Source organism: Pseudomonas sp. AS2.8 (assembly GCF_014190935.1).
Lineage (GTDB): Bacteria > Pseudomonadota > Gammaproteobacteria > Pseudomonadales > Pseudomonadaceae > Chryseomonas.
Genome location: NZ_JACHVV010000004.1, coordinates 259,768 through 282,971 on the forward strand (window position 1 = coordinate 259,768; position 23,204 = coordinate 282,971).

A 23,204-nucleotide genomic window follows, 5' to 3' on the forward strand; every position below is an offset into this window, starting at 1 on the left:
CGTTCGCGCATTATTGCCGGGGTGGGCGATAAATCCAGCCCTCCCTTTTGCTACACAACGTGTCCTTCACAGACTGCTAATTCTAAAAGTGAATAAACAAAGCATTATTAGCAATTTTAAGAAATAAAGATCAGCCCTCTAAGATGGCGCCACCTCCCCGCCCACCGCTGTACACGAGGACGCCACCCCATGAGCTCCGTTCCGTTCCGCAGCCTGGAAAACCAGGACGAAACCGCACTGCTCCGCGATATCCAGCAGGCTTTGCGCGGGCTGAGATTCGGCGCCATCGAGATCACCGTGCACAACGGGCAGGTGGTGCAGATCGAGCGCAAGGAAAAATTCCGGCCTCAGACCGGCCAAGCCAACAAGCATTGAGTTCTCGAGGTCAGCGGACGAGCGGGCAAGGCGCCCGCCAGACGGTGTCCGGCTTTCTCACGTCAAGGAGCCTTTTCATGTCGATTCGCCGTTTCGCCCTGGCCGCGCTGGCTGGTGCCCTGTTCGCCACCCAGGTCCACGCCGTTGAATTGCTCAACGTGTCCTACGATCCGACCCGCGAGCTCTATCAGCAGTACAACGCCGCCTTCGCCAAGCACTGGAAGACCGGGACCGGCGAAGACGTGACCATCAAGAACTCCCATGGCGGCTCAGGCAAGCAGGCGCGCTCGGTGATCGATGGCCTGCAGGCCGACGTGGTGACCCTGGCGCTGTCCGGCGACATCGATGCCCTCAATCTGCGCCAGCAGCTGGTCGACCCGAACTGGCAGAAGCGGCTGGCGGACAACAGCACCCCCTACACCTCGACCATCGTCTTCCTGGTGCGCAAGGGCAATCCCAAGGGCATCAAGGACTGGGACGACCTGGTGAAGAAGGATGTCCAGGTCATCACCCCCAATCCCAAGACCTCCGGCGGCGCCCGCTGGAACTTCCTCGCCGCCTGGGCCTATGCCAAGGCCAAGTACGGCAGCGATGCCGAGGCGCTCAAGTTCGTCACCGAGCTCTATCGCCACGCCCCGGTGCTGGACACCGGTGCACGCGGCGCCACCATCAGCTTCGTGCAGCGCCAGCTGGGCGACGTGCTGATCGCCTGGGAAAACGAAGCCTATCTGTCCCTGAAGGAAGAAGGCGGCGACCAGCTGGAGATCGTCACCCCGTCGCTGTCGATCCTGGCCGAGCCGCCGGTGGCCGTGGTGGACAAGGTGGTCGACAAGAAGGGCACGCGCAAGCAGGCCGAGGCCTACCTGCAGTATCTGTACAGCCCCGAGGGGCAGCGCATCGCCGCGCAGAATTTCTATCGCCCCCGCGATGCCAAGGTGGCCGCGGAATTCAAGGATCAGTTCAAGCCGGTCAAGCTGGTGACCATCGATCAGGAATTCGGCGGCTGGAAAGAGGCGCAGCCCAAGTACTTCGCCGACGGCGGCGTGTTCGACAAGATCTTCGCCGACATCAACAAATAGCGCCCCGGCCGGGACGGCTCACGCTGACCGGCCCGGAACAGGTATCGTTCCACCCCTCTGCGCCCTGGCGAATGCATCGCCGGGGCGCCTTGCAGAAGGACGTCTCATGTCTCGCCGTCTCTCCCCGGTCATACCCGGCTTCGGGTTGACCCTGGGATTCTCCCTGACTTACCTCGCGCTGATCGTGCTGATCCCGCTGGGCGCCATGTTCCTCCATGCCAGCCAGCTGACCCTCGGGCAGTTCTGGTCGCTGATCACCGGGCGCCAGGTGCTGGCCGCGCTACAGCTGTCCTTCGGCACGGCCCTGCTCGCCGCCCTGGTCAACGGCATCCTCGGCACCCTGCTGGCCTGGGTGCTGGTGCGCTACGAGTTTCCCGGGCGCAAGCTGATCGATGCCATGGTCGACCTGCCCTTCGCCCTGCCCACCGCGGTGGCCGGCATCGCCCTGACCGCGCTCTATGCGCCCAACGGCATGATCGGTTCGCTGTTTCCCTTCAAGATCGCCTATACCCCGATCGGCATCACCCTGGCGCTGATCTTCGTCACCCTGCCCTTCGTGGTGCGCACCCTGCAGCCGGTGCTGGCGGACATCCCCAAGGAGATCGAGGAAGCCGCCACCTGCCTGGGCGCGCGCCCGTGGCAGGTATTCCGCTACGTGCTGGTGCCGACCCTGCTGCCGGCCTGGCTGACCGGTTTCGCCCTGGCCTTCGCCCGCGGCGTGGGCGAGTACGGCTCGGTGGTGTTCATCGCCGGCAACATCCCGTTCAAGACCGAGATCCTGCCGCTGCTCATCGTCTCCAAGCTGGACCAGTACGACTACACCGGCGCCACCGGCATCGGCGTGTTCATGCTGCTGGTGTCCTTTGTCATGCTGCTGCTGATCAACATCCTGCAGCGCCGCATCCAGCCCAACATCTAAGGACGTCCGCATGAGCCTCATGACTTCCACCAAGGCCGATGCGCGCGCCAACAAGCAGCGCACGCCGGTGGCCATCGCGCTGATCGCCAGCGCCTGGCTGATCTTCCTGCTGGTCCTGGTGCTGCCGCTGTACATGGTGCTGAGCCAGGGCCTGGCCAACGGCATCGGCGCCTTCTGGGACGCCATCAGCGAACCGGATGCGCTCTCGGCGCTCAAGCTCACGCTGTTCGCCACCGCCATCTCGGTGCCCCTCAACCTGGCCTTCGGCCTGGCCGCGGCCTGGTGCGTGACCAAGTTCGAGTTCACCGGCAAGAGTCTGCTGATCACCCTGATCGACCTGCCCTTCTCGGTCTCGCCGGTGATCGCCGGTCTCATCTATGTGCTGCTGTTCGGCGCCCAGGGCCTGATGGGCCCCTACCTGCAGAGCGTCGATGTGCAGATCGTCTTCGCCGTACCCGGCATCGTGCTGGCGACGATCTTCGTCACCTTTCCCTATGTGGCCCGCGAACTGATCCCGCTGATGCAGGAACAGGGCACCCAGGAAGAGGAGGCGGCGCGCCTGCTGGGCGCCAGCGGCTGGCAGCTGTTCTGGCACGTGACCCTGCCCAACGTGAAATGGGCGCTGATCTATGGGGTGGTGCTCTGCACCGCGCGGGCCATGGGCGAGTTCGGGGCGGTGTCGGTGGTCTCCGGCCATATCCGCGGCCTGACCAACACCCTGCCGCTGCATATCGAGATTCTCTACAACGAGTACAACATCGTCGCCGCCTTCAGCGTGGCGATCCTGCTGCTGATGATGGCCCTGGTGATCCTGCTGCTGCGGCAGTGGAGCGAGAGTCGCCTGAGCCGCCAACTGCAGCACCGTGACGAGGAATAAGGCGCCATGAGTATCGAGATCCAGGGTATCAACAAGAGGTTTGGCGCCTTCCAGGCGCTCAAGGACATCAACCTGCACATCGAGAGTGGCGAGCTGGTCGCCCTGCTCGGCCCCTCGGGCTGCGGCAAGACCACCCTGCTGCGCATCATCGCCGGCCTGGAAGCGCCGGACACCGGCAATATCGGCTTCCATGGCGAAGACGTCTCCGGGCGTGACGTGCGCGATCGCAACGTCGGCTTCGTCTTCCAGCATTACGCGCTGTTCCGCCATATGACGGTGTTCGACAACGTGGCCTTCGGCCTGCGCATGAAGCCGCGCCGCGAGCGGCCGAGCGAGGCGCAGATCGCCAGCAAGGTGCACGAGCTGCTGAACATGGTGCAGCTCGACTGGCTGGCCGATCGCTATCCCGAGCAACTCTCCGGCGGTCAGCGCCAGCGCATCGCCCTGGCTCGCGCGCTGGCGGTGGAGCCCAAGATCCTGCTGCTCGACGAACCCTTCGGCGCCCTGGATGCCAAGGTGCGCAAGGAGCTGCGCCGCTGGCTGGCACGGCTGCACGAAGAGATCCACCTGACTTCGGTGTTCGTCACCCACGACCAGGAAGAAGCCATGGAGGTGGCCGACCGCATCGTGGTGATGAACAAGGGCCAGATCGAGCAGGTCGGCTCGCCCGGCGAGGTCTACGAGCAGCCGGCGAGCGACTTCGTCTATCACTTCCTGGGTGACTCCAACCGCCTGGCCCTGGGCGAGCAGGAGGTGCTGTTCCGTCCGCACGAGGTGGAGCTGGAGCGTGAGCCGCGAGCGGGTTATCACGCCGCCGAAGTGCGCGACATCCGGCCGCTGGGCGCCACCACCCGGGTCACCCTGAGAGTGCCGGAGCAGACCGAGGTGATCGAGGTGGAGCTGGTCAAGGACCACCCGGTGCTGGCCGGTCTGCAACGGGGTGCGCCGCTGCATTTCCTGCCGCGTACGCCCTGAGTCCGCCGCGGCGGCTAAGACCAAAGTCGTAGCTGCCGGGACCAGACAGCGGTTGCAACCTCCGGAAAGCGGGCTCCATGATCGACGAAGCTGACACCCGTCACACTTCGTCCTCGATCGAGCAGAATAACAAGGAGGTCGCATGCCCAGGCGCTGGCCCGTCGTGTTGTCGCTTCACCTGGTCATCCTCGTGGCCGCGCTGCTGCTCTGGCAGTGGCTGGCGCTCCCCATCGCCGCCGGCATGGCACTGGTGCTCGCCGCTGCCCTCTGGCCCTGGTTGCTGCTGCGCAGGCCCCCGGCGCCGCCCGCGCCGAGCCAGTCCTTCGACGCGCTGACCAGCGATCTCTCGCGCAGCACGGCGCGCAACGCCGTGGCCATCGCTGGCGTGGCCTTTGCCGCCCAGCAACTGGCGGCCCGAGTGCAATCCCAGGCCAGCACGGCGGCGCAGATCTCCAGCAGTGCCACGTCCCTTACCCAGACCGAGCATGACAGCGCCGGCAGCGCCCGCCAGGCCCTGGCGGTGGCGCAGCAGGTGCACCAGCGCAGCGAGGCCGGGCGGGAAGCCCTGAATGCGGCGATCGCCGCCATCCGCGCCCTCAGCGAGCACGCCCGCCAGAGTCGCGAACTGATCGCCGGCCTGAGTGCCCGTACCGACAAGATCCAGCAGGTCACCGAGGTCATCCAGGGTATCGCCAGCCAGACCAACCTGCTGGCGCTCAATGCCGCCATCGAGGCCGCGCGCGCCGGGGAACACGGGCGCGGCTTCGCGGTGGTCGCCGACGAGGTCCGGGGGCTGGCGGCGCGGACCTCCAGCGCGACCGGCGAGGTGGGGCTGATCGTCGCCGACATCAGCCAGCAGACCGACGCCGTGGTAGCGCAGATCCAGCAACTGGCCCAGGCGCTGGACGACGGCGTGCGCCAGGTCGAACGCACCGGCGAGGGCCTGCAGGAGATCGCCCAGCTGGCGCAGACCGCCGAGCGCCAGGCCGCGGACATCGCGCAGGGCACCTCGGCCAATCTTGCCCAGCTGGAAAGCCTGGCCCAGGCGGTGGAGCAGGTGCACAGCGATCTGGCCGACAGCGAGCGCCAGACCAGCCGGCTCAGCAGCGCCGCCGACGAACTGGTGGACATGGCCGAGGCCAGCAGCGAACGCCTGGCCGAGGTCGGCCTGGACAGCTATCACCAGCGCATCTTCGAACTGGCGCGCCAGGGCGCGGATGCCATCGGCCGGCGCTTCGAGGAAGACCTGGCCGCCGGGCGCATCACCCAGGACGCCCTCTTCGACCGCCAGTACCAGCCCGTGCCCGGCAGTCAGCCGGCCAAGTACCGCACCCGTTTCGACAGCTATACCGATGGCGTGCTACCGGCGATCCAGGAGCCGCTGCTGGACCAGCATCCCGGCCTGGTGTTCGCCATCGCCTGTACGCCGGAAGGCTATGTGCCCACCCACAACCGCGCCTTCGCCCATGCACCCACCGGCGACGTGGCCGTGGATACGGCGCGCAGTCGCAGCAAGCGCCTCTTCGGCGATCGCACCGGCAAGCGCTGCGGCAGCCATCAGCGTCGCCTGCTGTTGCAGACCTACATGAGAGACACCGGCGAGGTGATGCACGACCTTTCGGTGCCGATCCTGGTGAACGGCCGCCACTGGGGTGGACTGCGCCTGGGCTATCGTCCCGACAGCGCGCGCTAGGCCAGCTTGAGCTGGGTGACCGCCAGCTGCCAGACCGCCGCTTCCAGACCGAGCATGCGCCCGGCCTTGTGCTCGAGCAGGGCATCGAGGGACTCGCCCGGGGCGGGATTCGCCGCCTGCGCCGCCAGGTGCAGGATCAGCGACGGCTTGGGCAGCACGCCGTGCAGGCTGTGCACCGCGGCCACCAGCTCGCGCAGCTCCAGCGGTAGTCGCCAGTGCCGCTGCAATTCCGCGGAGAACTCCAAGCTGTAGCTCAGCAGCGCGCGCTCCAGCGCAGCCTCCTCGATGGCGCCACCCCCGTCGCACCAGCGCTGCACGCCTTGCAGCACCGCCAGTTCACCCAGGCGGTGCAGCAGGCCGGCGGTATAGCAGCGCTCGGCGTCTTCGCGCACATAGCGTAGCGCCAGCAGCCGGGCGCAGTCGGCGGCGCGCTGGGCCAGGCGCAGATAGCCTTCGGCGCGTCCGGCCAGCAGCGGCTCGGCCAGACGGGTCGCCCGCCGCAGGCTCAGGCCGAGGACCAGATTGAGGGTGAAGCCGACGCCCAGCCGCGGCAGGGCCTGGCTGAGGGTCTGGCAGGATTGGCCGACACGCTGGGAGGCGCTGTTGGCCGCCGCGATCAGGGTCGCCGTGACCAGGGGATCCTGACCGAATTCGGTTTCCAGTTCGTCCAGGCTGCAGCTCTCGCTCTCGCGACAGCGCTCGATGATGGCCGGCAGATCGGCGAACAGCGGCACGGCGTCGATTTCGGCGGCCATGCGCTGCAGATGATCGTCCAGGGAGCCCAGCGCCGCGACACTGGCCGTCCGGGACTCGTCCCCCGCGGGCGGCAACAGGCTGCGCAGACGGCGCAACACCTCTTCCGCCGCATAGGGTTTGACCAGATAGGCGGTTGGCGCCAGACGCAGGGCCGCGCGCACATAGGCGGCATCGGCCTGTTCAGACAGCAGGATCACCGGCTGCAGCGGCTGGGCGCCGCGCTGACGGATGCGGCGCAGCAGGTCGAGTCCATCGCAATCGGCCGGTCGCTCGACGATGATCAGGGCGCATCTCTTTCGCTGATCCAGTTCGGCGAGGGCCTGATAGCCATGGCCGTATTCCTGCACCAGGGCATCGGCACGCACGGCCAGCACCAGCGACTTGAGCAGGTCGCGGGTCCAGGGATTGGCGTCGACGATAAGTATCAGGGGCGGCATCCCAACCCACTCCTGCTTGAGGAAAGCGAAGCGGCGGATAATGCGTCAAAGCAGAAATAATGCCAAGTCCATCACAGAAAAACCGCCCTCTGGGAGGGCGGTTTGGTCAGGACTCAGGCCAATTCGGCAAAGCACTCGCCGATTATGGCCAAGCCGCGATCCAGCTCTTCGTCGCTGGCGGTCAGCGGCACGAGGATGCGCAACACGTTGCCGTAGCTGCCGCAGCTGAGCAGGATCAGGCCCTTCTGGCGCGCGCGGACCACGATCTGGCTGGTAAGCTCGGCATCGGGCTGCTCGATGTCGCCGCCCTTGCCTAGCTCCATGGCGATCATGGCGCCCAGGCCACGGACGTCGCAGATCTGCGCGTGCTTGGCGGCCAGTTCGCGCAGACCGGCGGTGAGGCGTTCGCCCACGGCCTTGGAGCGGTCCAGTAGCTTCTCTTCCTCGAAGGTCTCGATCACCGCCAGGGCCGCGGCGCAGGCGATGGGGCTGCCGGCGTAGGTGCCCCCCAGGCCGCCGGGGGTGACGGCATCCATCACCGTGGCGCGACCGGTCACGCCCGACAGCGGGAAACCACCGGCGATGGACTTGGCGAAGGTCACCAGGTCGGCGTCGACGCCCATCTGCTCCATGGCGAAGAAGGTCCCGGTACGGCCGGCGCCGGACTGGACTTCATCGGCGATGAGCAGGATGCCGTGGGTGTCGCACAGCTTGCGCAGGCGCTGCATGAATTCTTTGGGCGCGGCATAGAAGCCGCCCTCGCCCTGTACCGGCTCGAGGATGATGGCGGCGATGTCGCCAGGGGCCGCATCGTTCTTGAAGATGCGCTCGACGCTGGCGATGGCGTCATCGACGCTGATGCCGTGCAGTTCGCAGGGATAGAGCGCGCGATAGACACCACCGGGCATCAGGCCCATGCCGGCCGAATAGGGCGCGACCTTGCCGGTCAGCGACAGGGTCATCATGGTACGGCCGTGGTAGGCGCTGGAGAAGGCGATGACGCCGGCGCGCTGGGTGGCGGCGCGGGCGATCTTGACGGCGTTCTCCACGGCTTCGGAGCCGGAGTTGAACAGCGCGGTCTTTTTCGGGAAGTTGCCCGGCACCAGTTCGTTGAGCTTTTCGCAGACCTCGACATAGGGCTCGTAGGCCAGCACCTGGAAGCAGGTGTGGGAGACCTTGGTCAGCTGCTCCTGCACGGCCGCCACCACGCGCGGATGCAAGTGGCCGGTGTTGAGCACGGCGATGCCGCCGGCGAAGTCCAGGAATTCGTTGCCCTCGACGTCCCATACCTTGGCGTTCTCCGCGCGGGCGACGAAGATCGGATGGGTCTGGCCGACGCCACGGGCGACGGCGGCACTGCGGCGGTGCATCAGGGAATCATTGGTGTGGCTCATTGCAGTCCTCGATGGCCGCTCATCGTGGCGGCCGGCTACGGGAAAGGCGCGGACCGGATTCCGGGCAGCATACGATGATCGACTGCCAACGGCCCGGCGTCCGCGCCGGGAAAAGCTTTGGATCAGGCTGAGGGGCTGTTGGGCTTCGACGGTAGAGCTGTCTCAACCCAACCTACGGTGTCAGTAGGTTGGGTTGAGCTCCGCGAAGCCCAACGAGAGCGATCAGACGCCCAGGCAGAGGTACTTGATCTCCAGGTATTCCTCGATGCCGTACTTGGAGCCTTCACGGCCCAGGCCCGAGGCCTTGACGCCGCCGAAGGGCGCGACCTCGTTGGAGATCAGGCCGGTGTTGATGCCGACCATGCCGTACTCCAGCGCCTCGGCCACGCGGAACACGCGGGACAGGTCGCGGGCATAGAAATAGGACGCCAGGCCGAATTCGGTGTCGTTGGCCAGCTCGATGACCTCGGCCTCGTCCTTGAAGCGGAACAGCGGCGCCAGCGGGCCGAAGGTCTCTTCCTTGGATACCTTGGCGCTCTTGGGCACGTCGGCGAGGATGGTCGGTTCGAAGTAGCTGCCACCGTTGGCGTGGGCCTTGCCCCCGGCGATGACCTTGGCGCCCTGGCTCACGGCGTCGTCGATGTGCTCCTTGACCTTGGCCGCGGCCTTGGCGTCGATCAGCGGGCCGATGGTCACGCCCTCTTCCAGGCCGTTGCCGACCTTGAGCTTGGCCACGGCGGCCTTGAACTTCTCGGCGAAGGCGTCGTACACGCCATCCTGGATGTAGAGGCGGTTGACGCAGACGCAGGTCTGACCGGCGTTGCGGTACTTGGAGGCAATGGCGCCTTCCACGGCCTTGTCCAGGTCGGCGTCGTCGAAGACGATGAAGGGCGCGTTGCCGCCCAGCTCCAGCGACAGCTTCTTGATGGTGGGCGCGCTCTGCTCCATCAGCTTGGCACCGATCTCGGTGGAGCCGGTAAAGGAGATCTTGCGCACGATGGGGCTTTCGGTCAGCTCGGCGCCGATCTCGGCGGCGGAGCCGGTGACCACGCTCAGCACGCCCTTGGGAATGCCGGCGCGCTCGGCCAGCTCGACCAGGGCCAGGGCCGAATACGGCGTCTGGCTGGCGGGCTTGATCACCATGGTGCAGCCGGCGGCCAGGGCCGGACCGGCCTTGCGGGTGATCATCGCGGTGGGGAAATTCCACGGCGTGATGGCGGCGGTGACGCCGATGGGCTGCTTGATGACCAGGATGCGCTTGTCGGCCTGGTGGCCGGGGATGGTGTCGCCATAGATGCGCTTGGCTTCTTCGGCGAACCACTCGATGAAGGAGGCGGCGTAGGCGATCTCGCCCTTGGCTTCGGCCAGCGGCTTGCCCTGCTCCAGGGTCATCAGCCGGCCCAGGTCGTCCTGGTTCTCGATCATCAGCTCGTACCAGCGCCGCAGCTTGGCCGAACGCTCCTTGGCCGTCAGCGCCCGCCAGGCCGGCAGGGCGCGGTTGGCGGCGTCGATGGCACGCTTGGTCTCGGCGCGGCCGAGCTTGGGAATGGTGCCCAGGGTCTCGCCGGTGGCCGGGTTATCCACTTTGACGGTGGCACCGCTGTCGGCGTCGATCCAGGCGCCGTCGACATAGGCTTGCTGGCGAAACAGGGAAGCGTCTTTGAGCTGCATTACGGTCTCCTTGGCTGAAAGGGCCGGAAGCAAGGGCATGACACCCCTGCGCCTGCGATAGGGTCAGGCCTGGAAACGCTGGCATCGCCACCGTTCAGTGCCCGTTCGAGCAACGTTCGAACCGCCCTGGGCGTTCGAAATATTGAACGCATCCTAGGAGAATATTGAACCCCCGCGCAAGAGCGCCGGAGCGGTTTTCGCGCGGCCCTCCTCCTTGTTTATCCAGCCCTTGCCAAGCCCCGCGAAACAGTCGTTCAAAATCAACAACATCGTGCATCCGGGCATGGACGGTCGAGGGCAAGGTGAGTATGATGGCGACCGATTCAGCGTCACCGAATCGCTGCACTCGTAGCTCAGCTGGATAGAGTACTGCCCTCCGAAGGCAGGGGTCGTGGGTTCGAATCCCGCCGAGTGCGCCATCTTCCGTTCACCGTCGCGTGAACCTCAGCAAAGCCCGCCATCGTGCGGGCTTTGCTGTTTCTGGCGTCAATCAAGCCGTTCCAGAACTTACAGACCGCTGGTAAAGGGGGCTCGCCAGATTACCGGCGTGATTTATCTGACCATTATCACTACCACCCTCGCGATTCTGATCTAAGCTCTGACCTCTAGACCCGCTCCAACAGGCCGGCCGGATGCCGATACCCTGGTGACCACCTCGCAAGGACGCCTCATGAGATACCTCCTGACCAGCTCGGTCACCCTCTTTCTCGCCGCTCCGCTCCTGACCGAAGACACCGCCCTGGCACAGGCCGGTCATGCCCTTCGCCCGGGGATAGAGGCAGCGGCGCACGCCCTCAATCTGTCGCTGCTGCAGAGCAGCGCGGTCGGCAGGGGCCCGGTGGCCGACGGGGCGCGGCTACAGCTGGCGGCGCTGGAACGGCAAGCGCGGCGGGACGACTAGCGCCTCAAGGCGTTTGCCAAGGCCCGGCGCAGAGCCCTTCTTGAACGAAGCGCCCGTCCCGGGCTCTCAAGGTCTCCACCATGGCCACCCCGAGGAGACCTGGATGAAATCCCTGATTCCCCTGTTGTTGTTGCCCCTCGCCCTGGGCGCCTGTACCCGGGAGCCGGTTCGGCACGACGATCTCGGCTTGCCGAGCTGCGATCTGCAGCAGCAGCGCGAACTCCCGGGCGAGCTGGGCGGCGCCATCAGCGATCCGCGGCAGGCGCATATATCGATGCGCGCCAATGTGCTGCTGGCCGATGTGAGCACGGCGCGCAAGGCGCGGCGGATCAGTCAGGAACAGGCGACCGCCTTCAGCGAGCGCATCGCCGCGGTGCGCAGCCAGACCGATTCCCTGGTCGGGCAGCAGGGCTTTCTCAGCGCGGCCGAGCGCGCCAGCTTCGATCGCGAATTCGACGGGATCGCCACGCAGATCTGCCAGCCGCGCTAGCGGCTGGTGGGTGGCGCCTGACAGGTCGGGTCGAAAGGCGCCGCCATGAACGGCTAGGATAATGGGGCCGATCAGGCGGCAAGGCAGCTTGCCGCCCTGTTCTCTTGGCCTACGGGGACGACCCCGGCGATCGGCGGGCAGCGTTCCGGGACGGCCCGGTTTTACAGGAGGCCGTCGTTGGCTTGGTTCTATCTGGTGTGCGCCGGACTGCTCGAAGTGGTCTGGGCGTTCTACATGAAGCAGTCCGCGGGCTTCACCCGTCTCATACCCACGCTGATCACCGGGGTCGCCATGGTGGCCAGCGTGGCGCTGCTGTCGATCTCCATGCGCAGCCTGCCGCTGGGCACCGCCTATACGATCTGGACCGGCATCGGCGCGGTCGGCGCCTTCATGGTCGGCATCCTGGTGCTGGGCGAGGCGGCGAGTCCGCTGCGCATCCTGGCCGCCGCGCTGATCGTCGGCGGACTAGTGCTGATGAAGCTGACCTCATCCTAGGTTCTGTACGAAAACTGCCTGCGCTCGGTGATGCTTTGTTGAAAACCGCTGCGGAATGCTCATTTACCGCTCGTAAACTCGCTCGCGAGCCCGGTCCGCTTCCTCAGCGCTTTTCGCCTCGCCTGACCTTCGCTCGGCGACTTTTCGTACAGAACCTGAGCGCCCTCCCCTAGCGCGGAATCACCGAGCGGGCCAGCCAGATGAACAGCAGCCCGCCAAGCAACCCACCCACGGCCATCGCCAGCAGCCCTTCCAGGGTACGCGTCGCATAGATGAGCACCGGCATGGGTGCGAAGGCGTCGATCAGGCGGATGGCGGCGATCAGGCTGAGGCTGCTGGCCAGCGGCAGCAGGCAGGCGCGATAGGCACCGCCGTGACGACCGAGCCAGAGGGCCGCGGCAAAGGCTGGTAACCAAGCGGCGAGCACGATAGCGGCATAGACGGGTCCGAAGCCCAGCAGATCCTCCAGCGAGGTCCGCCAGCGCGTGGCCAGGTCGATCGGCTGGCCGAGCACCTGGAGAGCGGCCAGGTTGTACTGAGTCTGCACCAGGCTGCCCCAGGCGGTGGCCAGCAGCAGGGCCGCGGCGAACGCCAGCAGGGTGCGCGGTTGCAACAGGGCGCGCCAGAGCGGTTGAGGCATGGTCGGAAGATTCCTTGGAGAGAGCCAGATGCTAGCGAAAGCGGGTACCCGGAACAGACCTCAAGCGTTACCTAAAGCTTCCGGCCGCTGGGTCTGGCTGGCGTGGCTGGCCCTGCTGGCGGTTCCACTGGCGCTGGCGACGCCGGCCTATCGGATCGAGACGGTGGCGACCGGGCTGGACCGCCCCTGGTCGCTGGCCTTCCTGCCCGATGGCCGCGCGCTCCTGACCGAGGGCGCCGGGCGCTTGCGGCTGCTGGTGCCGGATGGAGACGGCCGCCTCAGGCTGCAGGCGGAAGCGCTGGACGGACTACCCGCCTTGTACAACGAAGGCCAGGCCGGTCTGTTCGAGGTGCTGCCGGATCCGGATTTCGCGCGCAACCAGCTGATCTATCTCTCCTATGCGACAGGCACGCGCCAGGCCAATCACCTGAGGGTGGTACGGGCGCGGCTGGAGAGTGGCCGCCTAGAGGACGTTCGGACGCTGTTCACCAGTCAGCCGGCCAAGGCCTTCGGCCAGCACTTCGGGGCGCGGATGGCCCTGCTCGGCGACGGCACCCTGGCCATCGCCCTGGGTGACGGCAACGTGGAACGTACCGACGCCCAGCGACTGGATACCCATCTGGGCAAGATCGTGCGCATTACCCGCGACGGCCAGGTGCCGGCGGACAATCCCTTCATCAAGCGACCCGGCGCCCTGCCGGAGATCTACAGCCTGGGCCATCGCAATCCCCAGGGCCTGGTCTGGGTGGCCGAGCGCCAGGCGCTGTACGAGCACGAGCATGGCTCCAAGGGTGGCGACGAACTCAATCTGATCCGCAGCGGTGCCAACTACGGCTGGCCGCTGACCACCGGCGGCGTGGACTACACGGGCGCGCGCATCTCGCCCTTTCGCGAATTGCCGGGCATCACCCCACCGCTGCTGGAGTGGACCCCCTCCATCGCACCGGCCGGGATGACCTGGTACGACGGCCAGGGCTTTCCCGCCTGGCGCGGCAGCCTGTTCGTGGCGGCGCTGCGAGAGAAGTCGGTGCGGCGGATACCGCTGGTGAACGGGGTGCCCGGTCCGCAGGAGCTCCTGTTCCAGGAGCTGGACCAGCGCTTGCGCGACGTGCGCAGCGGACCGGACGGGAATCTCTGGCTGCTCACCGATGGCGAGGACGGCCGGCTGTTGCGGGTGGTACCGGGGTAGGTGGCGAGAGAGCCGTGATGCCGATCCGGTACAGCGCCAGTCGCGGCCATGCCGGTGCGCCGTAGGTTGGGTTGAGCGCAACGAAGCCCAACATCGCCTCAGGGCTCGCCATGTCGGGCTGCGACGATAGGGCCGTCTCAACCCAACCTGCGGAGACATGGATAGCCTGTTGAGGCGGCAACTCGGGTAAGCCGCGAGACGCCTCGTCGAAACGACGAATACTCCGTCGCTTCGTCAAATAAAGCACAACGATTCGACGCTCTGACGCTCACATCTGGCAGCGCCGCTTTTTAAGCTGGAGCCTCAACCACGGAGGATCCCGCCATGAAAGTCACCCTGCTCGGCGCCGGCCATATCGGCTACACCATTTCGCAATTGCTGCACGCTAGTGGCGACTACCAGGTGACGGTGGCGGATCGCGACGAGCGCGCCCTGGCGGCCATCGCCGCCCTGGGTGTGCAGACCCGGACCCTGGATACCGCCGACGCCAGCGCCCTGGCCGCGGCCCTGGATGACCAGGACGTGGTGCTCAATGCCCTGCCCTATCATCTGGCGATTCCCGTGGCCCAGGCGGCCAAGGCTACCAACACCCACTATTTCGACCTGACCGAAGACGTCAAGGCGACCAAGACCATCCGCCAGCTGGCCGAGGGCGCGAGCAATGCCTTCATGCCCCAGTGCGGTCTGGCGCCCGGCTTCATCGGTATCGCCGCGCACTCCCTGGCCAAGCGCTTCGACAGCGTGCGCGAGGTGAAGATGCGCGTCGGCGCCTTGCCGGAATTCCCCACCAATGCCCTGAAGTACAACCTGACCTGGAGCGTCGACGGCCTGGTCAACGAGTACTGCCACCCCTGCGAAGCCGTACGCAACGGCGAACTGCAACTGGTGCAGCCGCTGGAAGGCCTGGAGCACTTTTCCCTGGACGGCGTGGAATACGAGGCCTTCAACACCTCGGGCGGCCTGGGCACCCTCTGCGAGACCCTGCAGGGCCAGGTGGAAACCCTGGACTACAAGACCGTGCGCTATCCCGGTCACCGCGACCTGATGAAGTTCCTGCTGGAAGACCTGCGCCTGGCCGGTGACCAGGAGCAGCTCAAGAACATCCTGCGTGGCGCCGTGCCCACCACCATGCAGGACGTGGTGCTGGTGTTCGTCACCGTCAGCGGGATGCGCGGTGGCAAGCTGGTGCAGGAGGTGTTCAGCCGCAAGATCTTCGCCGCCGAGCGCGACGGTCGCCTGACCAGCGCCATCCAGATCACCACCGCCGCCGGCATCTGCACCGCCCTGGACCTGTTCCGCGAAGGCAAGCTGCCGCAGCGCGGCTTCATCGCCCAGGAGCAGGTCGACATGGAGGCCTTCCTGGCCAACCGTTTCGGCAAGTCCTACCAGCCGGTCTGATCGGGGAAGCTTAGCGGGCGATAAGGGGTCCATAACGGAACAGTTGCCGTTAGAGGACCCCTCGTCATGCTCAGCGTCGCCATCGTCGGTTGCGAACAGATCCACGCCCAGGACTATCTGGACACCAGCCTGGCCGATCCGCGGGTGCGGGTGGTGGCGGTGGCCAGCGAACGCGATCCCGCCCGCGCCCGGCGCCTTGCCGCGCCCCACAGTCTGCCGGTACTCGATGACTTCACCCGGTTGCCCGCGGTGGACCTGGCCTTCGTCACCACCGCCATCGAGGATCACGAGGCAGCGGTGACCGCCCTGCTCCCGCGCGCCCGTCATCTCTTCGTGGAAAAGCCGCTGGCCGTCTCGGCAGCCCGGGCCACCGCCCTGGCCGATCAGCTCGCCGGGCGTTCCTGCTTCAGTGGCTTCTATCTGCGCACCGACCCGGCCTTGCAGCTGTTGCGCCAGCGGGCGCGGGACGGCGCCATCGGCAGCCTCGCCCACCTGTCGCTCACCGCCGGCCACCCCGGGCTGCTGGAGGGCTGGCTCAGCGACTGGCCGGCGCATCTGGACGAGCGCCGCATGGGCTATGGCGCCTTTGGCGATCTGGCGGTGCACCTGCTGGACTTCAGCGCCTGGCTAAGCGGTGAGGCCCTGACCGTCGTGCACAGTCGGCTGGACCGCGATCCGTGCTGGCCGCTGGATCATGGCGGCGAGGCCCTGCTCCAGGCCGGCGATCTGCCGATTCATCTGCGCGCCAGCGCCACCCTGCGCGGTCCGCGGCTGGCCATGCGGCTGGACGGTAGCGAGGGAAGCCTGGAGCTCTCCGCGGGGCGCCTGGTGCTGCACGACGCCAAGGGCAATCGGCAGGTGTTGGCCGAGGGGGTGGATCCCGGCGTGCCCCAGGGCGCCCAGGCGGTGTTCGACCAGCTGCTCGGCCAGCCGCGACCGGAACTGGCCAGTCTGGCGGACGCCCTGGTGGCCAATCGGCCGCTTGATGCCCTCTATGGACGCGGTTGAAGGCGGATTCGGACGCTCCGGGGCCACCTAAAGGTCGGACAGTTGGTGCCGATAGCGAGGGTATCCAGCGCAACTTGGCTGATACCCACCTCGCAGAAAGGAAGGCTCCATGGTCTGGTTCAACAATCTGGCGCTGGCGAAGAAACTCGCCGTGGCCTTTGGCCTGTGTACGGCCATCACCCTGGGCATCGGCGCCGTCGGCCTCAGCGGTATCCGCAGCGTCAACGCTCAGCTGGATAACGTGCTGAACGACACGCTGCTCTCCATCACCCTGCTCAACGATGCCAAGAGCAATGTCATCGGCCACAACCGCGATCTGTTCCGCGTGCTGTCCATGGCCTACGGCGAGGCGCCCCAGAGCGATCTGCAGACCGTCATCACCTCCCTGCGCGACAACCAGGCCGATGCCGAGAAACCCTTCGCCGCCTATCGCACCACGCCGCTGCAGGCCGATGAAAAGCAGGCCGGCGATGCCTTCGAGCAGGACTGGAAGAGCTATATCGCCGGCACCGACGCCATCCTGGCGCGGCTGGCCGTCAAGGACGTCGCCGGTGCCGCCAAGTTGTTGAACGAGCAGGTGCAACCCACCTATCGCAAGACCATGGCCTCGTTCAAGGTCATGATCCAGTCCAACAAGCGCCAGAGCGCCGAAGCCGGCACCGCGGCGCATGCCGCCTACCAGCAGGCGGTCTGGGCACTGGGCCTGGGTCTGCTGCTGGCCTCACTCTGCGCCCTGGCGCTGGGCATCGTCATCACCCGGATGATCGTTGCACCAATCCGCCAGGCAGTGACCAGCGCCGAGCGCGTCGCCCAGGGCGACCTGACCCAGTCGATCCAGAGTTCGCGCCGTGACGAGGCCGGGCAGCTGCTGCAAGCGCTGGGTGGCATGCAGCGCAGCCTGAAAGACACGGTACAACAGATGGCCGGCGCCTCCAGCCAGCTCGCCGCGGCCGCCGAGGAACTGCACGCCGTGACCGAGGAGAGCTCGCGGGGTCAGGTCCGCCAGCACGATGAAGTGCAGCAGGCCGCCACCGCGGTCAACCAGATGACCGCCGCCGTGGAAGAGGTGGCGCGCAATGCCGCCTCCACCTCCACTGCCTCCCAGGACACCAGCCGCGAAGCCCAGCAGGGCCGCGAGCAGGTGCAGCAGGCCGCCCAGGCCATGGCGGTGATGACCGGCGAGATCACCGACTCCACCCAGAAGGTGCAGACCCTGGAAGGCCAGGTACGCGAGATCGGCAAGTTGCTGGAGGTGATCCGCGGGATCGCCGAGCAGACCAACCTGCTGGCGCTCAATGCCGCCATCGAAGCCGCCCGGGCGGGCGAACAGGGCCGCGGCTTCGCCGTGGTGGCGGACGAGGTCCGTGCCCTGGCCCATCGTACCCAGGGGTCCACCGGCGAGATCGAACGCATGATGAGTGCCGTGCGTAGCAGCGCCGAGGAAGCGGTGGGCGCCATGCACAAGAGCCAGTCCCTGGCCGACAGCACCCAGGCGCGCGCCAACCGGGCCGGTGAAGCCCTGGACCGCATCGCCGCGGGGGTCGCCCAGATCGAGGAGCGCAACCTGGTGATCGCCAGCGCCGCCGAGGAGCAGGCCCAGGTCGCTCGCGAAGTGGATCGCAACCTGGTCAACATCCAGGACCTGTCCACCCAAACCGCCACCGGGGCCCAGCAGACCGCGGCGTCCAGCCAGGAGCTGTCGCGACTGGCCACCTCCTTCCAGACCCTGGTGGCGCAATTCCGTTATTGATCGGTCATCCCGCACCCTTCCGACCGGCGGTCAGCCTGCCCTCGCCCCCGCGAGTGGCAGGCTTTCGGTGCAGCCATGGGTCTGCAGGCCCGACGCGCTGATGTTCGCAATTGAACATTGCGCGCCGACGCGGCTCTGAGCAGAAACACCTGAATGGATGCTCCCATGCGCTTTACCTACGATGCCCGCCGCAGCTATCGCCTGATCGGCCTGGACGATGGCCGTCTGGCTGGCCAATTGCTGTGTGGGCAGCTGTACATCATGGTCGCGGGCGATGGAAAGCAACCGCAGTCCTATGCCCAGCTGGAAGATGACCAGCTGCGCACCGCCGAGGGCCGGCTGATCGGCTGTCGCGACGCGGATATCCTCACCCTGCAGCGGACGGGCGTAGCCCTGCGTCTGGAGCCGCTCGACGCCTGAGGCAGGACGGCTAGCGCGGTCCCCTCTGCTCCGGGCCACCGCCTGGCCCGTCCCCATGGCCACCATGACCTCCACCGCCGGGCGGTGGCATGAACAGCCAGCACCCGGACAGGGACAACAGGGCCGCCAGTACGGCCAGCTTGACGCTCTTCACCATCACGACGATCTCTCCTCTCGAAGGGCCCTTCCCTTCTCACCGTCATTGGACGCCAGGCCGAGCCGAAAAAGGCGTAGCCCCGGGTAAAGGCCAGGTAATAACGCTGTCCGGCCTGATACATCCGCTGCCGATCGGTGGGAACCTCTCGCGCGCCTTGCTGCTCCATTTCCTTGAACGTCATCGAAAAGATGCCAAACGGGCGCCTTTTGGCCCCCTTCAGGAGATGTCATGTCCAGCAACAACCAGTACAGCATGCAGAACCCCCTCACCCAGTATCCCCAGCCGGAATTTCCCAAGCAGCCCCAGGAGGCCCCGGGCCTGGCGCAGGTCATGGAGCCGCGTCCCGATCATGGCGAGACCAGCTACAGGGGCTTCGGTCGACTGGCCGGACGCAAGGCGCTGATCACCGGCGCGGACTCGGGGATCGGTCGGGCCACGGCCATCGCCTATGCCCGGGAGGGTGCCGATCTGGTACTGAACTACCTACCCGAGGAAGAGGCCGACGCCCAGGAAGTGGTCACGCTGGTGGAAGCCGAGGGTCGCAAGGCCGTCTGCGTGCCCGGTGACCTGAAGGACGAGGCCTTCTGCACACAGCTGGTGAGCAAGGCCAAGGAGGCCCTGGGCGGTCTCGACATCCTGGTCAACGTGGCCGGCAAGCAGACCGCCGTGCAGGACATCGCCGAGCTGACCACCGAGCAGTTCGACGCCACCTACAAGACCAACGTCTACGCCCTGTTCTGGCTGTGCAAGGCTGCCCTGCCGCACCTGCCGGCCGGCGCCGCCATCATCAACACCACCTCGATCCAGGCCACCCAGCCTTCCGAATTCCTGCTGGACTACGCCTCGACCAAGGCGGCCATCACCAACTTCACCAAGGCCCTGGCCAAGCAGGTCGCCAGCAAGGGCATCCGCGTCAACGCCGTGGCCCCCGGTCCGTTCTGGACCCCGCTGCAGCCCAGCGGCGGCCAGCCCCAGGAAAAGATCCCCACCTTTGGCGGCGAAACGGTGTTCAAGCGCCCTGGCCAACCGGCGGAACTGGCGCCCATCTATGTGCTGCTGGCCTCCCAGGAATCGAGCTATGTGACCGGTGAGGTCTATGGCGCCACCGGAGGCATGGGCTGACGGCCATGGCGGCCTTCGATCCCGCCCGCCAGGATGGCTACGCGCCCCTGGCGGGCTATGCCGCCCTCTCCGATGGCCGTTCGGTCGCCCTGGTGGCGCCGGACGGCTCGCTGGACTGGTGGTGCGTGCCCAACATGGATTCCGCCCCGCTGTTCGACCGTCTGCTGGACGCTCCAGAGGGCGGATTCTTTTCGATCGCCCCGGTGGCCGACTATCGCGTCGAGCGGGCCTATCGAGAAGACAGCAATGTGCTGGAAACCTGCTTCCACACCGCTGATGGCAGCGTCCGCCTCACCGAATCGCTCAACAGCGGTTCGGCCGGGCGCCTGCCCTGGTGCGAACTGGGTCGCCGGGTGGAAGGTCTTTCCGGGCGGGTCGAACTGCGCATCGAACTGGTACCCGGGACCCAGGGCCAGACCGTCTCACCCTGGATGCGCAGCACCCCCAATGGCGAGGTCATGCACGTCGATGGCGTGATGGCCACCCTGCGCTATTGCGAACGCCTGGAAATCCTCCAGTGCGACGACCGCCGACTGGTGGCGCGCCTGGTGCTCGAAGCCGGGCAACGCAGTGTCCTGGCGCTGACCGCGACCGAGAACGAGCCGCTGGTGGTGCCCTCGCTGGACGAGGTGGACCAGCGCATCGACCGCAGTGACCAAGCCTGGCGCGAATGGGCCCAGGGCTTCGCCTACCGCGGCGAATTCCTCAGCGAGGTGAAGCGCTCCGCGCTGGCCCTCAAGCTCTTGCTCTACTCCCCCACCGGCGCCATCGTCGCCGCGGCCACCACCTCGCTGCCAGAACGCATCGGCGGCGACAAGAACTACGAATACCGCTACGCCTGGGTGCGCGATGCGGTCTTTACCATCAAGGCCTTCCTGCGCCTGGGCGCCCTTGGCGAAGCCCAGGCGGCCCTGGCCTGGATCCAGAATGTCATCCGCCGCCACGGCAATCGTCTGCACACCTGCTTTACCCTGCAGGGCGAACTGGCACCGGCGGAGCGCACCATTCCCGTCCCCGGCTATCGCGACTCCCAGCCGGTGCGCGTCGGCAATCGCGCCAGCGCCCAATGCCAGCTGAGTCTTTATGGCGATCTGCTGGAGACCTTCCGCCTCTATGCCAGCAAGGGCCACGTGCTGGATTTCGCCACCGCCAGCCTGCTCACCGACCTGGCCAATCTCTGCGCCGATGGCTGGCGCCAGCCGGATGCCGGCATGTGGGAGTTGCCCGAAGAGCGGCACTACACCCTGTCCAAGCTGGGCTGCTGGTTCGCCCTGGATCGCGCCGTGACCCTGGCCCGCGAAGGGCACATCCCCGACGCCATGTGTGGCCGCTGGGAGCGCGAGCGCGACCGCATTCGCGATTGGGTCAACGAACACTGCTGGAGCGAGCGCAAGCAGGCCTACACCTTCTATGCCGGGACCGAGCGCCTGGACGCCGGGCTGCTGCTCGGTATCCGCTTCGGCTTCGACGGGGGTGAGCGGTCGGTGAGCACCCTGGCCGCCATCCGCCGCGAGCTGGCCCGCGGTCCGCTGGTCTATCGCTACAGCGGCGCCGAGCGGGAGGAAGGGGCCTTTCTCGCCTGCTCCTACTGGATGGTCGAGGCCCATGCCGTACTGGGCGAGGTGGACCAGGCATGCGAACTGATGCGCGAGGTCCTGGCCGCCAGTCTCAATGGCGTCGGCCTGATGACCGAGATGCGCGATCCCAATGACGGCGCAGCCCTGGGCAACTTCCCCCAGGGCTTGAGCCACCTGGCCATGGTGCATGCCGCGCTGATCCTGGAAGAGCCGGAGCCCGAGGCGTGAGCGACCTGGACTTCACCCGTCCGGTGGACGAGGTCGCCCGGCAACTGATCGGCGCGACGCTCAGGGTCGCGGGCGTCGGTGGCCTCATCGTCGAGACCGAGGCCTATGACGGCGAAGACCCGGCCTCCCACAGCTTTTCCGGTCCCACCCCGCGCAACCGCGCCATGTTCGGTCCGCCCGGCCATGCCTATGTCTATCGCTCCTATGGCATCCACTGGTGCTTCAACCTGGTCTGCCGCGAAGCCGGGCATGGCGCCGGCGTGCTGATCCGCGCGCTGGAGCCGCTGTGGGGGCTGGAGACAATGCGCGAACGTCGCGGTGGCCTGCCCGATCGCCTGCTCTGCGCCGGTCCCGGCCGGCTGTGCCAGGCCCTCGCCATCGACGGCAGTCACGATGGCCTGCCGCTGGCCGAACCGCCCTTCCTGCTGGAGCCGGCGGCTGCCGAGGTGGCGGTGCTCGCGGGCCCGCGCATCGGCATCAGCCGCGCGCGCGAGGTGCCCTGGCGCTTCGGCCTGGCCGGTTCGCGCTATCTGAGTCGTGGCTTTCCTGGCTGAGCACCGCCGCGCGGTGCTGGCGCCGGCCGCGGCGCAAATCGACGATCAGGGTCAGGAGACCGAAGGCCAGAATCACCAGGACGATGCCCAGGCCGAGTAGCTGCTTTTCCATGTTGTCCTCCGGGTCTGTCGATGAAGCGCGCTAGACCGCGCGCGCGGCGGATTCGGCCCGACGCCGCAGCGAGCGGCGCAGGATCCAGGTCAGGGCGAGACTCAGCGTGGCCATGGCTGCCAGCAGCAGCGAGTAGGACAGCCACCAGGGATGACCGGCGGTCATCATGCTGAATTCGGACATGCCGCCAATGCCGGCGATGAGGTTGAGCGGCAGGAACACCACGTTGATCAGCGTGAGGTTGCGCAGGGTCAGGTTCATGCTGTTGTTGGCCAGGTTGCCACGGGCATCCATGAGGCGGGCGAACACCGTGGCGTAGAGGTCGGCCTGGCGGCGGCACTGATCGTTCTCGATGATCAGGTCCTCCAGGCGCGCCTGCAGCGCCTCACCGAACTCGCGCCTTTCGGCGATCTGTCGCAGTCGGTCGAGGACCGCGCCGTTGCCCTGCAGGGCGTTGATGTAATGGATCAGGCTCTCGCTGAGGTTGAACATCTGCAGCAGGTGCTCGTTGCCCAGGGAGCTGTCGAAGCGCTGCTGCAATTCGCGGCCGACCAGCCTGATGACCTTGAGATGCCCCTGGTAGTGATGGACGCTGCGAAACAGCAGCTCCACCAGCACATCCAGCGGAGCGTGCAGCGGCTGCAACGGCCCCTCGCCGGCCAGCAGCGACTGGCCGGCGGAGATGACCACCAGCCGCTCGGGATGCCAGAGCAAGCCGAAGGAAGACACCTCGAAGGCGAAGCGCGCTCCGCCGGCATAGCGTTCCGGACGCTTCCAGATCAGGAAGAGTTCGTCGCCCTGCACTTCCAGGCGCGAGACCTCGTCCGGGTCGAGCGCCGAGGCCAGGCGGTGACTGTCCAGGTTGAAGGCCTGCTGCAGCCAGGTGCGTTCCCGGGCATCCGGATCGCTGCACAGCAGCACTGGCGCCTGGCGGTCGCCGGCCGGCACCAGGCCGCCGTCCAGCAGGGTGAAGGCTTCGATCATGAG

22 protein-coding genes, 1 tRNA gene and 1 pseudogene are annotated in these 23,204 nt (G+C 66.9%); 19 read left to right on the top strand and 5 right to left on the bottom strand.

Features of this window, described 5'->3' with window-relative positions; translation table 11 throughout:
- The first annotated feature begins 189 nt into the window (after nucleotides 1-189).
- The 6 genes from oscA to FHR73_RS17910 all read left to right on the top strand — a co-directional run bounded on the left by oscA (nucleotide 190) and on the right by FHR73_RS17910 (nucleotide 5,918).
- Nucleotides 190-375, top strand: coding sequence for a sulfur starvation response protein OscA (gene oscA, locus FHR73_RS17885; protein ID WP_183633039.1), 186 nt, complete (start codon nucleotides 190-192; stop codon nucleotides 373-375).
- 77 nt (nucleotides 376-452) lie between these two features.
- Nucleotides 453-1,454, top strand: a complete 1,002-nt coding sequence (locus tag FHR73_RS17890; protein ID WP_183633040.1) for a sulfate ABC transporter substrate-binding protein — start codon at nucleotides 453-455, stop codon at nucleotides 1,452-1,454.
- Between the two features lie 106 nt (nucleotides 1,455-1,560).
- Nucleotides 1,561-2,373: a sulfate ABC transporter permease subunit CysT gene (gene cysT / locus FHR73_RS17895; RefSeq protein ID WP_133861341.1), complete on the top strand. Its 813-nt coding sequence runs from the start codon at nucleotides 1,561-1,563 to the stop codon at nucleotides 2,371-2,373.
- A gap of 10 nt (nucleotides 2,374-2,383) precedes the next feature.
- A complete protein-coding gene (cysW, locus tag FHR73_RS17900; RefSeq protein WP_183633041.1) occupies nucleotides 2,384-3,250 on the top strand; it encodes a sulfate ABC transporter permease subunit CysW in 867 nt (288 codons plus the stop codon).
- A gap of 6 nt (nucleotides 3,251-3,256) precedes the next feature.
- On the top strand, nucleotides 3,257-4,225 hold the full coding sequence (locus FHR73_RS17905; protein ID WP_183633042.1) for a sulfate/molybdate ABC transporter ATP-binding protein: 969 nt from the start codon (nucleotides 3,257-3,259) through the stop codon (nucleotides 4,223-4,225).
- 241 nt (nucleotides 4,226-4,466) lie between these two features.
- Nucleotides 4,467-5,918, top strand: coding sequence for a methyl-accepting chemotaxis protein (locus FHR73_RS17910; RefSeq protein WP_409258697.1), 1,452 nt, complete (start codon nucleotides 4,467-4,469; stop codon nucleotides 5,916-5,918).
- Here the strand turns inward: FHR73_RS17910 and FHR73_RS17915 are convergent.
- From FHR73_RS17915 to gabD, 3 genes are all read right to left on the bottom strand, one after another.
- Nucleotides 5,915-7,111 (bottom strand): HDOD domain-containing protein, encoded by a 1,197-nt coding sequence (locus FHR73_RS17915; RefSeq protein WP_183633045.1) that lies wholly within the window; start codon nucleotides 7,109-7,111, stop codon nucleotides 5,915-5,917. The genes FHR73_RS17910 and FHR73_RS17915 overlap by 4 nt on opposite strands.
- Before the next feature lie 113 nt (nucleotides 7,112-7,224).
- Complete coding sequence (gene gabT / locus FHR73_RS17920) at nucleotides 7,225-8,505, bottom strand: 4-aminobutyrate--2-oxoglutarate transaminase (RefSeq protein WP_183633048.1); 1,281 nt, start codon at nucleotides 8,503-8,505, stop codon at nucleotides 7,225-7,227.
- Between the two features lie 222 nt (nucleotides 8,506-8,727).
- Complete coding sequence (gabD, locus tag FHR73_RS17925; RefSeq protein WP_027600146.1) at nucleotides 8,728-10,176, bottom strand: NADP-dependent succinate-semialdehyde dehydrogenase; 1,449 nt, start codon at nucleotides 10,174-10,176, stop codon at nucleotides 8,728-8,730.
- A gap of 342 nt (nucleotides 10,177-10,518) precedes the next feature.
- On the opposite strand from gabD, the gene FHR73_RS17930 reads away from it, so the two are divergent.
- The 4 genes from FHR73_RS17930 to FHR73_RS17945 all read left to right on the top strand — a co-directional run bounded on the left by FHR73_RS17930 (nucleotide 10,519) and on the right by FHR73_RS17945 (nucleotide 12,062).
- Nucleotides 10,519-10,595, top strand: a tRNA-Arg gene (locus FHR73_RS17930).
- A 251-nt stretch (nucleotides 10,596-10,846) separates the two neighbouring features.
- Nucleotides 10,847-11,077: a hypothetical protein gene (locus tag FHR73_RS17935; protein WP_077171562.1), complete on the top strand. Its 231-nt coding sequence runs from the start codon at nucleotides 10,847-10,849 to the stop codon at nucleotides 11,075-11,077.
- A 103-nt stretch (nucleotides 11,078-11,180) separates the two neighbouring features.
- The gene (locus tag FHR73_RS17940; protein WP_183633050.1) at nucleotides 11,181-11,567 is read left to right on the top strand and encodes a hypothetical protein; all 387 of its coding nucleotides are present in this window, start codon (nucleotides 11,181-11,183) and stop codon (nucleotides 11,565-11,567) included.
- 177 nt (nucleotides 11,568-11,744) lie between these two features.
- On the top strand, nucleotides 11,745-12,062 hold the full coding sequence (locus FHR73_RS17945) for a multidrug efflux SMR transporter (RefSeq protein ID WP_183633052.1): 318 nt from the start codon (nucleotides 11,745-11,747) through the stop codon (nucleotides 12,060-12,062).
- A 169-nt stretch (nucleotides 12,063-12,231) separates the two neighbouring features.
- Here the strand turns inward: FHR73_RS17945 and FHR73_RS17950 are convergent, their stop codons facing one another.
- Nucleotides 12,232-12,702 (bottom strand): hypothetical protein, encoded by a 471-nt coding sequence (locus FHR73_RS17950; RefSeq protein WP_183633054.1) that lies wholly within the window; start codon nucleotides 12,700-12,702, stop codon nucleotides 12,232-12,234.
- Nucleotides 12,703-12,730: 28 nt separating this feature from the next.
- Between FHR73_RS17950 and FHR73_RS17955 the strand changes: the two genes are divergently transcribed.
- The 9 genes and pseudogenes from FHR73_RS17955 (at nucleotide 12,731) to FHR73_RS17990 (ending at nucleotide 22,105) form a co-directional block, all read left to right on the top strand.
- A complete protein-coding gene (locus FHR73_RS17955; RefSeq protein ID WP_260175742.1) occupies nucleotides 12,731-13,891 on the top strand; it encodes a PQQ-dependent sugar dehydrogenase in 1,161 nt (386 codons plus the stop codon).
- A gap of 324 nt (nucleotides 13,892-14,215) precedes the next feature.
- Complete coding sequence (locus FHR73_RS17960; protein ID WP_183633055.1) at nucleotides 14,216-15,289, top strand: saccharopine dehydrogenase family protein; 1,074 nt, start codon at nucleotides 14,216-14,218, stop codon at nucleotides 15,287-15,289.
- A gap of 66 nt (nucleotides 15,290-15,355) precedes the next feature.
- The gene (locus FHR73_RS17965; RefSeq protein WP_183633056.1) at nucleotides 15,356-16,297 is read left to right on the top strand and encodes a Gfo/Idh/MocA family protein; all 942 of its coding nucleotides are present in this window, start codon (nucleotides 15,356-15,358) and stop codon (nucleotides 16,295-16,297) included.
- A gap of 109 nt (nucleotides 16,298-16,406) precedes the next feature.
- Nucleotides 16,407-17,189, top strand: a pseudogene (locus FHR73_RS22880) (MCP four helix bundle domain-containing protein); the annotation flags it as partial.
- Nucleotides 17,190-17,216: 27 nt separating this feature from the next.
- The gene (locus FHR73_RS22885) at nucleotides 17,217-18,047 is read left to right on the top strand and encodes a methyl-accepting chemotaxis protein (protein WP_409258698.1); all 831 of its coding nucleotides are present in this window, start codon (nucleotides 17,217-17,219) and stop codon (nucleotides 18,045-18,047) included.
- Between the two features lie 165 nt (nucleotides 18,048-18,212).
- Nucleotides 18,213-18,467: a hypothetical protein gene (locus tag FHR73_RS17975; RefSeq protein ID WP_183633058.1), complete on the top strand. Its 255-nt coding sequence runs from the start codon at nucleotides 18,213-18,215 to the stop codon at nucleotides 18,465-18,467.
- Between the two features lie 385 nt (nucleotides 18,468-18,852).
- Nucleotides 18,853-19,746 (top strand): SDR family oxidoreductase, encoded by an 894-nt coding sequence (locus FHR73_RS17980; protein ID WP_183633059.1) that lies wholly within the window; start codon nucleotides 18,853-18,855, stop codon nucleotides 19,744-19,746.
- 5 nt (nucleotides 19,747-19,751) lie between these two features.
- Nucleotides 19,752-21,551 (top strand): glycoside hydrolase family 15 protein, encoded by a 1,800-nt coding sequence (locus tag FHR73_RS17985; RefSeq protein ID WP_183633060.1) that lies wholly within the window; start codon nucleotides 19,752-19,754, stop codon nucleotides 21,549-21,551.
- Nucleotides 21,548-22,105 carry a DNA-3-methyladenine glycosylase gene (locus FHR73_RS17990; RefSeq protein ID WP_183633061.1) on the top strand — a complete coding sequence of 186 codons (558 nt, stop codon included), beginning with the start codon at nucleotides 21,548-21,550 and terminating at the stop codon, nucleotides 22,103-22,105. The genes FHR73_RS17985 and FHR73_RS17990 overlap by 4 nt, the downstream gene beginning before the upstream one ends.
- A gap of 142 nt (nucleotides 22,106-22,247) precedes the next feature.
- On the opposite strand, the gene FHR73_RS17995 is transcribed toward FHR73_RS17990, so the two are convergent.
- A complete protein-coding gene (locus tag FHR73_RS17995) occupies nucleotides 22,248-23,201 on the bottom strand; it encodes a magnesium transporter CorA family protein (RefSeq protein ID WP_260175743.1) in 954 nt (317 codons plus the stop codon).
- Nucleotides 23,202-23,204 lie beyond the last annotated feature (3 nt).

Excerpts from the sequence above, each read along its gene's own strand:
- oscA (WP_183633039.1), top strand. The coding sequence starts at position 190 with ATGAGCTCCGTTCCGTTCCGCAGCCTGGAAAACCAGGACGAAACCGCA.
- FHR73_RS17890 (WP_183633040.1), top strand. The coding sequence starts at position 453 with ATGTCGATTCGCCGTTTCGCCCTGGCCGCGCTGGCTGGTGCCCTGTTC.
- cysT (WP_133861341.1), top strand. The coding sequence starts at position 1,561 with ATGTCTCGCCGTCTCTCCCCGGTCATACCCGGCTTCGGGTTGACCCTG.
- cysW (WP_183633041.1), top strand. The coding sequence starts at position 2,384 with ATGAGCCTCATGACTTCCACCAAGGCCGATGCGCGCGCCAACAAGCAG.
- FHR73_RS17905 (WP_183633042.1), top strand. The coding sequence starts at position 3,257 with ATGAGTATCGAGATCCAGGGTATCAACAAGAGGTTTGGCGCCTTCCAG.
- FHR73_RS17910 (WP_409258697.1), top strand. The coding sequence starts at position 4,467 with ATGGCACTGGTGCTCGCCGCTGCCCTCTGGCCCTGGTTGCTGCTGCGC.
- FHR73_RS17915 (WP_183633045.1), bottom strand. The coding sequence starts at position 7,111 with ATGCCGCCCCTGATACTTATCGTCGACGCCAATCCCTGGACCCGCGAC.
- gabT (WP_183633048.1), bottom strand. The coding sequence starts at position 8,505 with ATGAGCCACACCAATGATTCCCTGATGCACCGCCGCAGTGCCGCCGTC.
- gabD (WP_027600146.1), bottom strand. The coding sequence starts at position 10,176 with ATGCAGCTCAAAGACGCTTCCCTGTTTCGCCAGCAAGCCTATGTCGAC.
- FHR73_RS17935 (WP_077171562.1), top strand. The coding sequence starts at position 10,847 with ATGAGATACCTCCTGACCAGCTCGGTCACCCTCTTTCTCGCCGCTCCG.
- FHR73_RS17940 (WP_183633050.1), top strand. The coding sequence starts at position 11,181 with ATGAAATCCCTGATTCCCCTGTTGTTGTTGCCCCTCGCCCTGGGCGCC.
- FHR73_RS17950 (WP_183633054.1), bottom strand. The coding sequence starts at position 12,702 with ATGCCTCAACCGCTCTGGCGCGCCCTGTTGCAACCGCGCACCCTGCTG.
- FHR73_RS17955 (WP_260175742.1), top strand. The coding sequence starts at position 12,731 with ATGCTAGCGAAAGCGGGTACCCGGAACAGACCTCAAGCGTTACCTAAA.
- FHR73_RS17960 (WP_183633055.1), top strand. The coding sequence starts at position 14,216 with ATGAAAGTCACCCTGCTCGGCGCCGGCCATATCGGCTACACCATTTCG.
- FHR73_RS17965 (WP_183633056.1), top strand. The coding sequence starts at position 15,356 with ATGCTCAGCGTCGCCATCGTCGGTTGCGAACAGATCCACGCCCAGGAC.
- FHR73_RS22885 (WP_409258698.1), top strand. The coding sequence starts at position 17,217 with ATGGCCGGCGCCTCCAGCCAGCTCGCCGCGGCCGCCGAGGAACTGCAC.
- FHR73_RS17975 (WP_183633058.1), top strand. The coding sequence starts at position 18,213 with ATGCGCTTTACCTACGATGCCCGCCGCAGCTATCGCCTGATCGGCCTG.
- FHR73_RS17980 (WP_183633059.1), top strand. The coding sequence starts at position 18,853 with ATGTCCAGCAACAACCAGTACAGCATGCAGAACCCCCTCACCCAGTAT.
- FHR73_RS17985 (WP_183633060.1), top strand. The coding sequence starts at position 19,752 with ATGGCGGCCTTCGATCCCGCCCGCCAGGATGGCTACGCGCCCCTGGCG.
- FHR73_RS17995 (WP_260175743.1), bottom strand. The coding sequence starts at position 23,201 with ATGATCGAAGCCTTCACCCTGCTGGACGGCGGCCTGGTGCCGGCCGGC.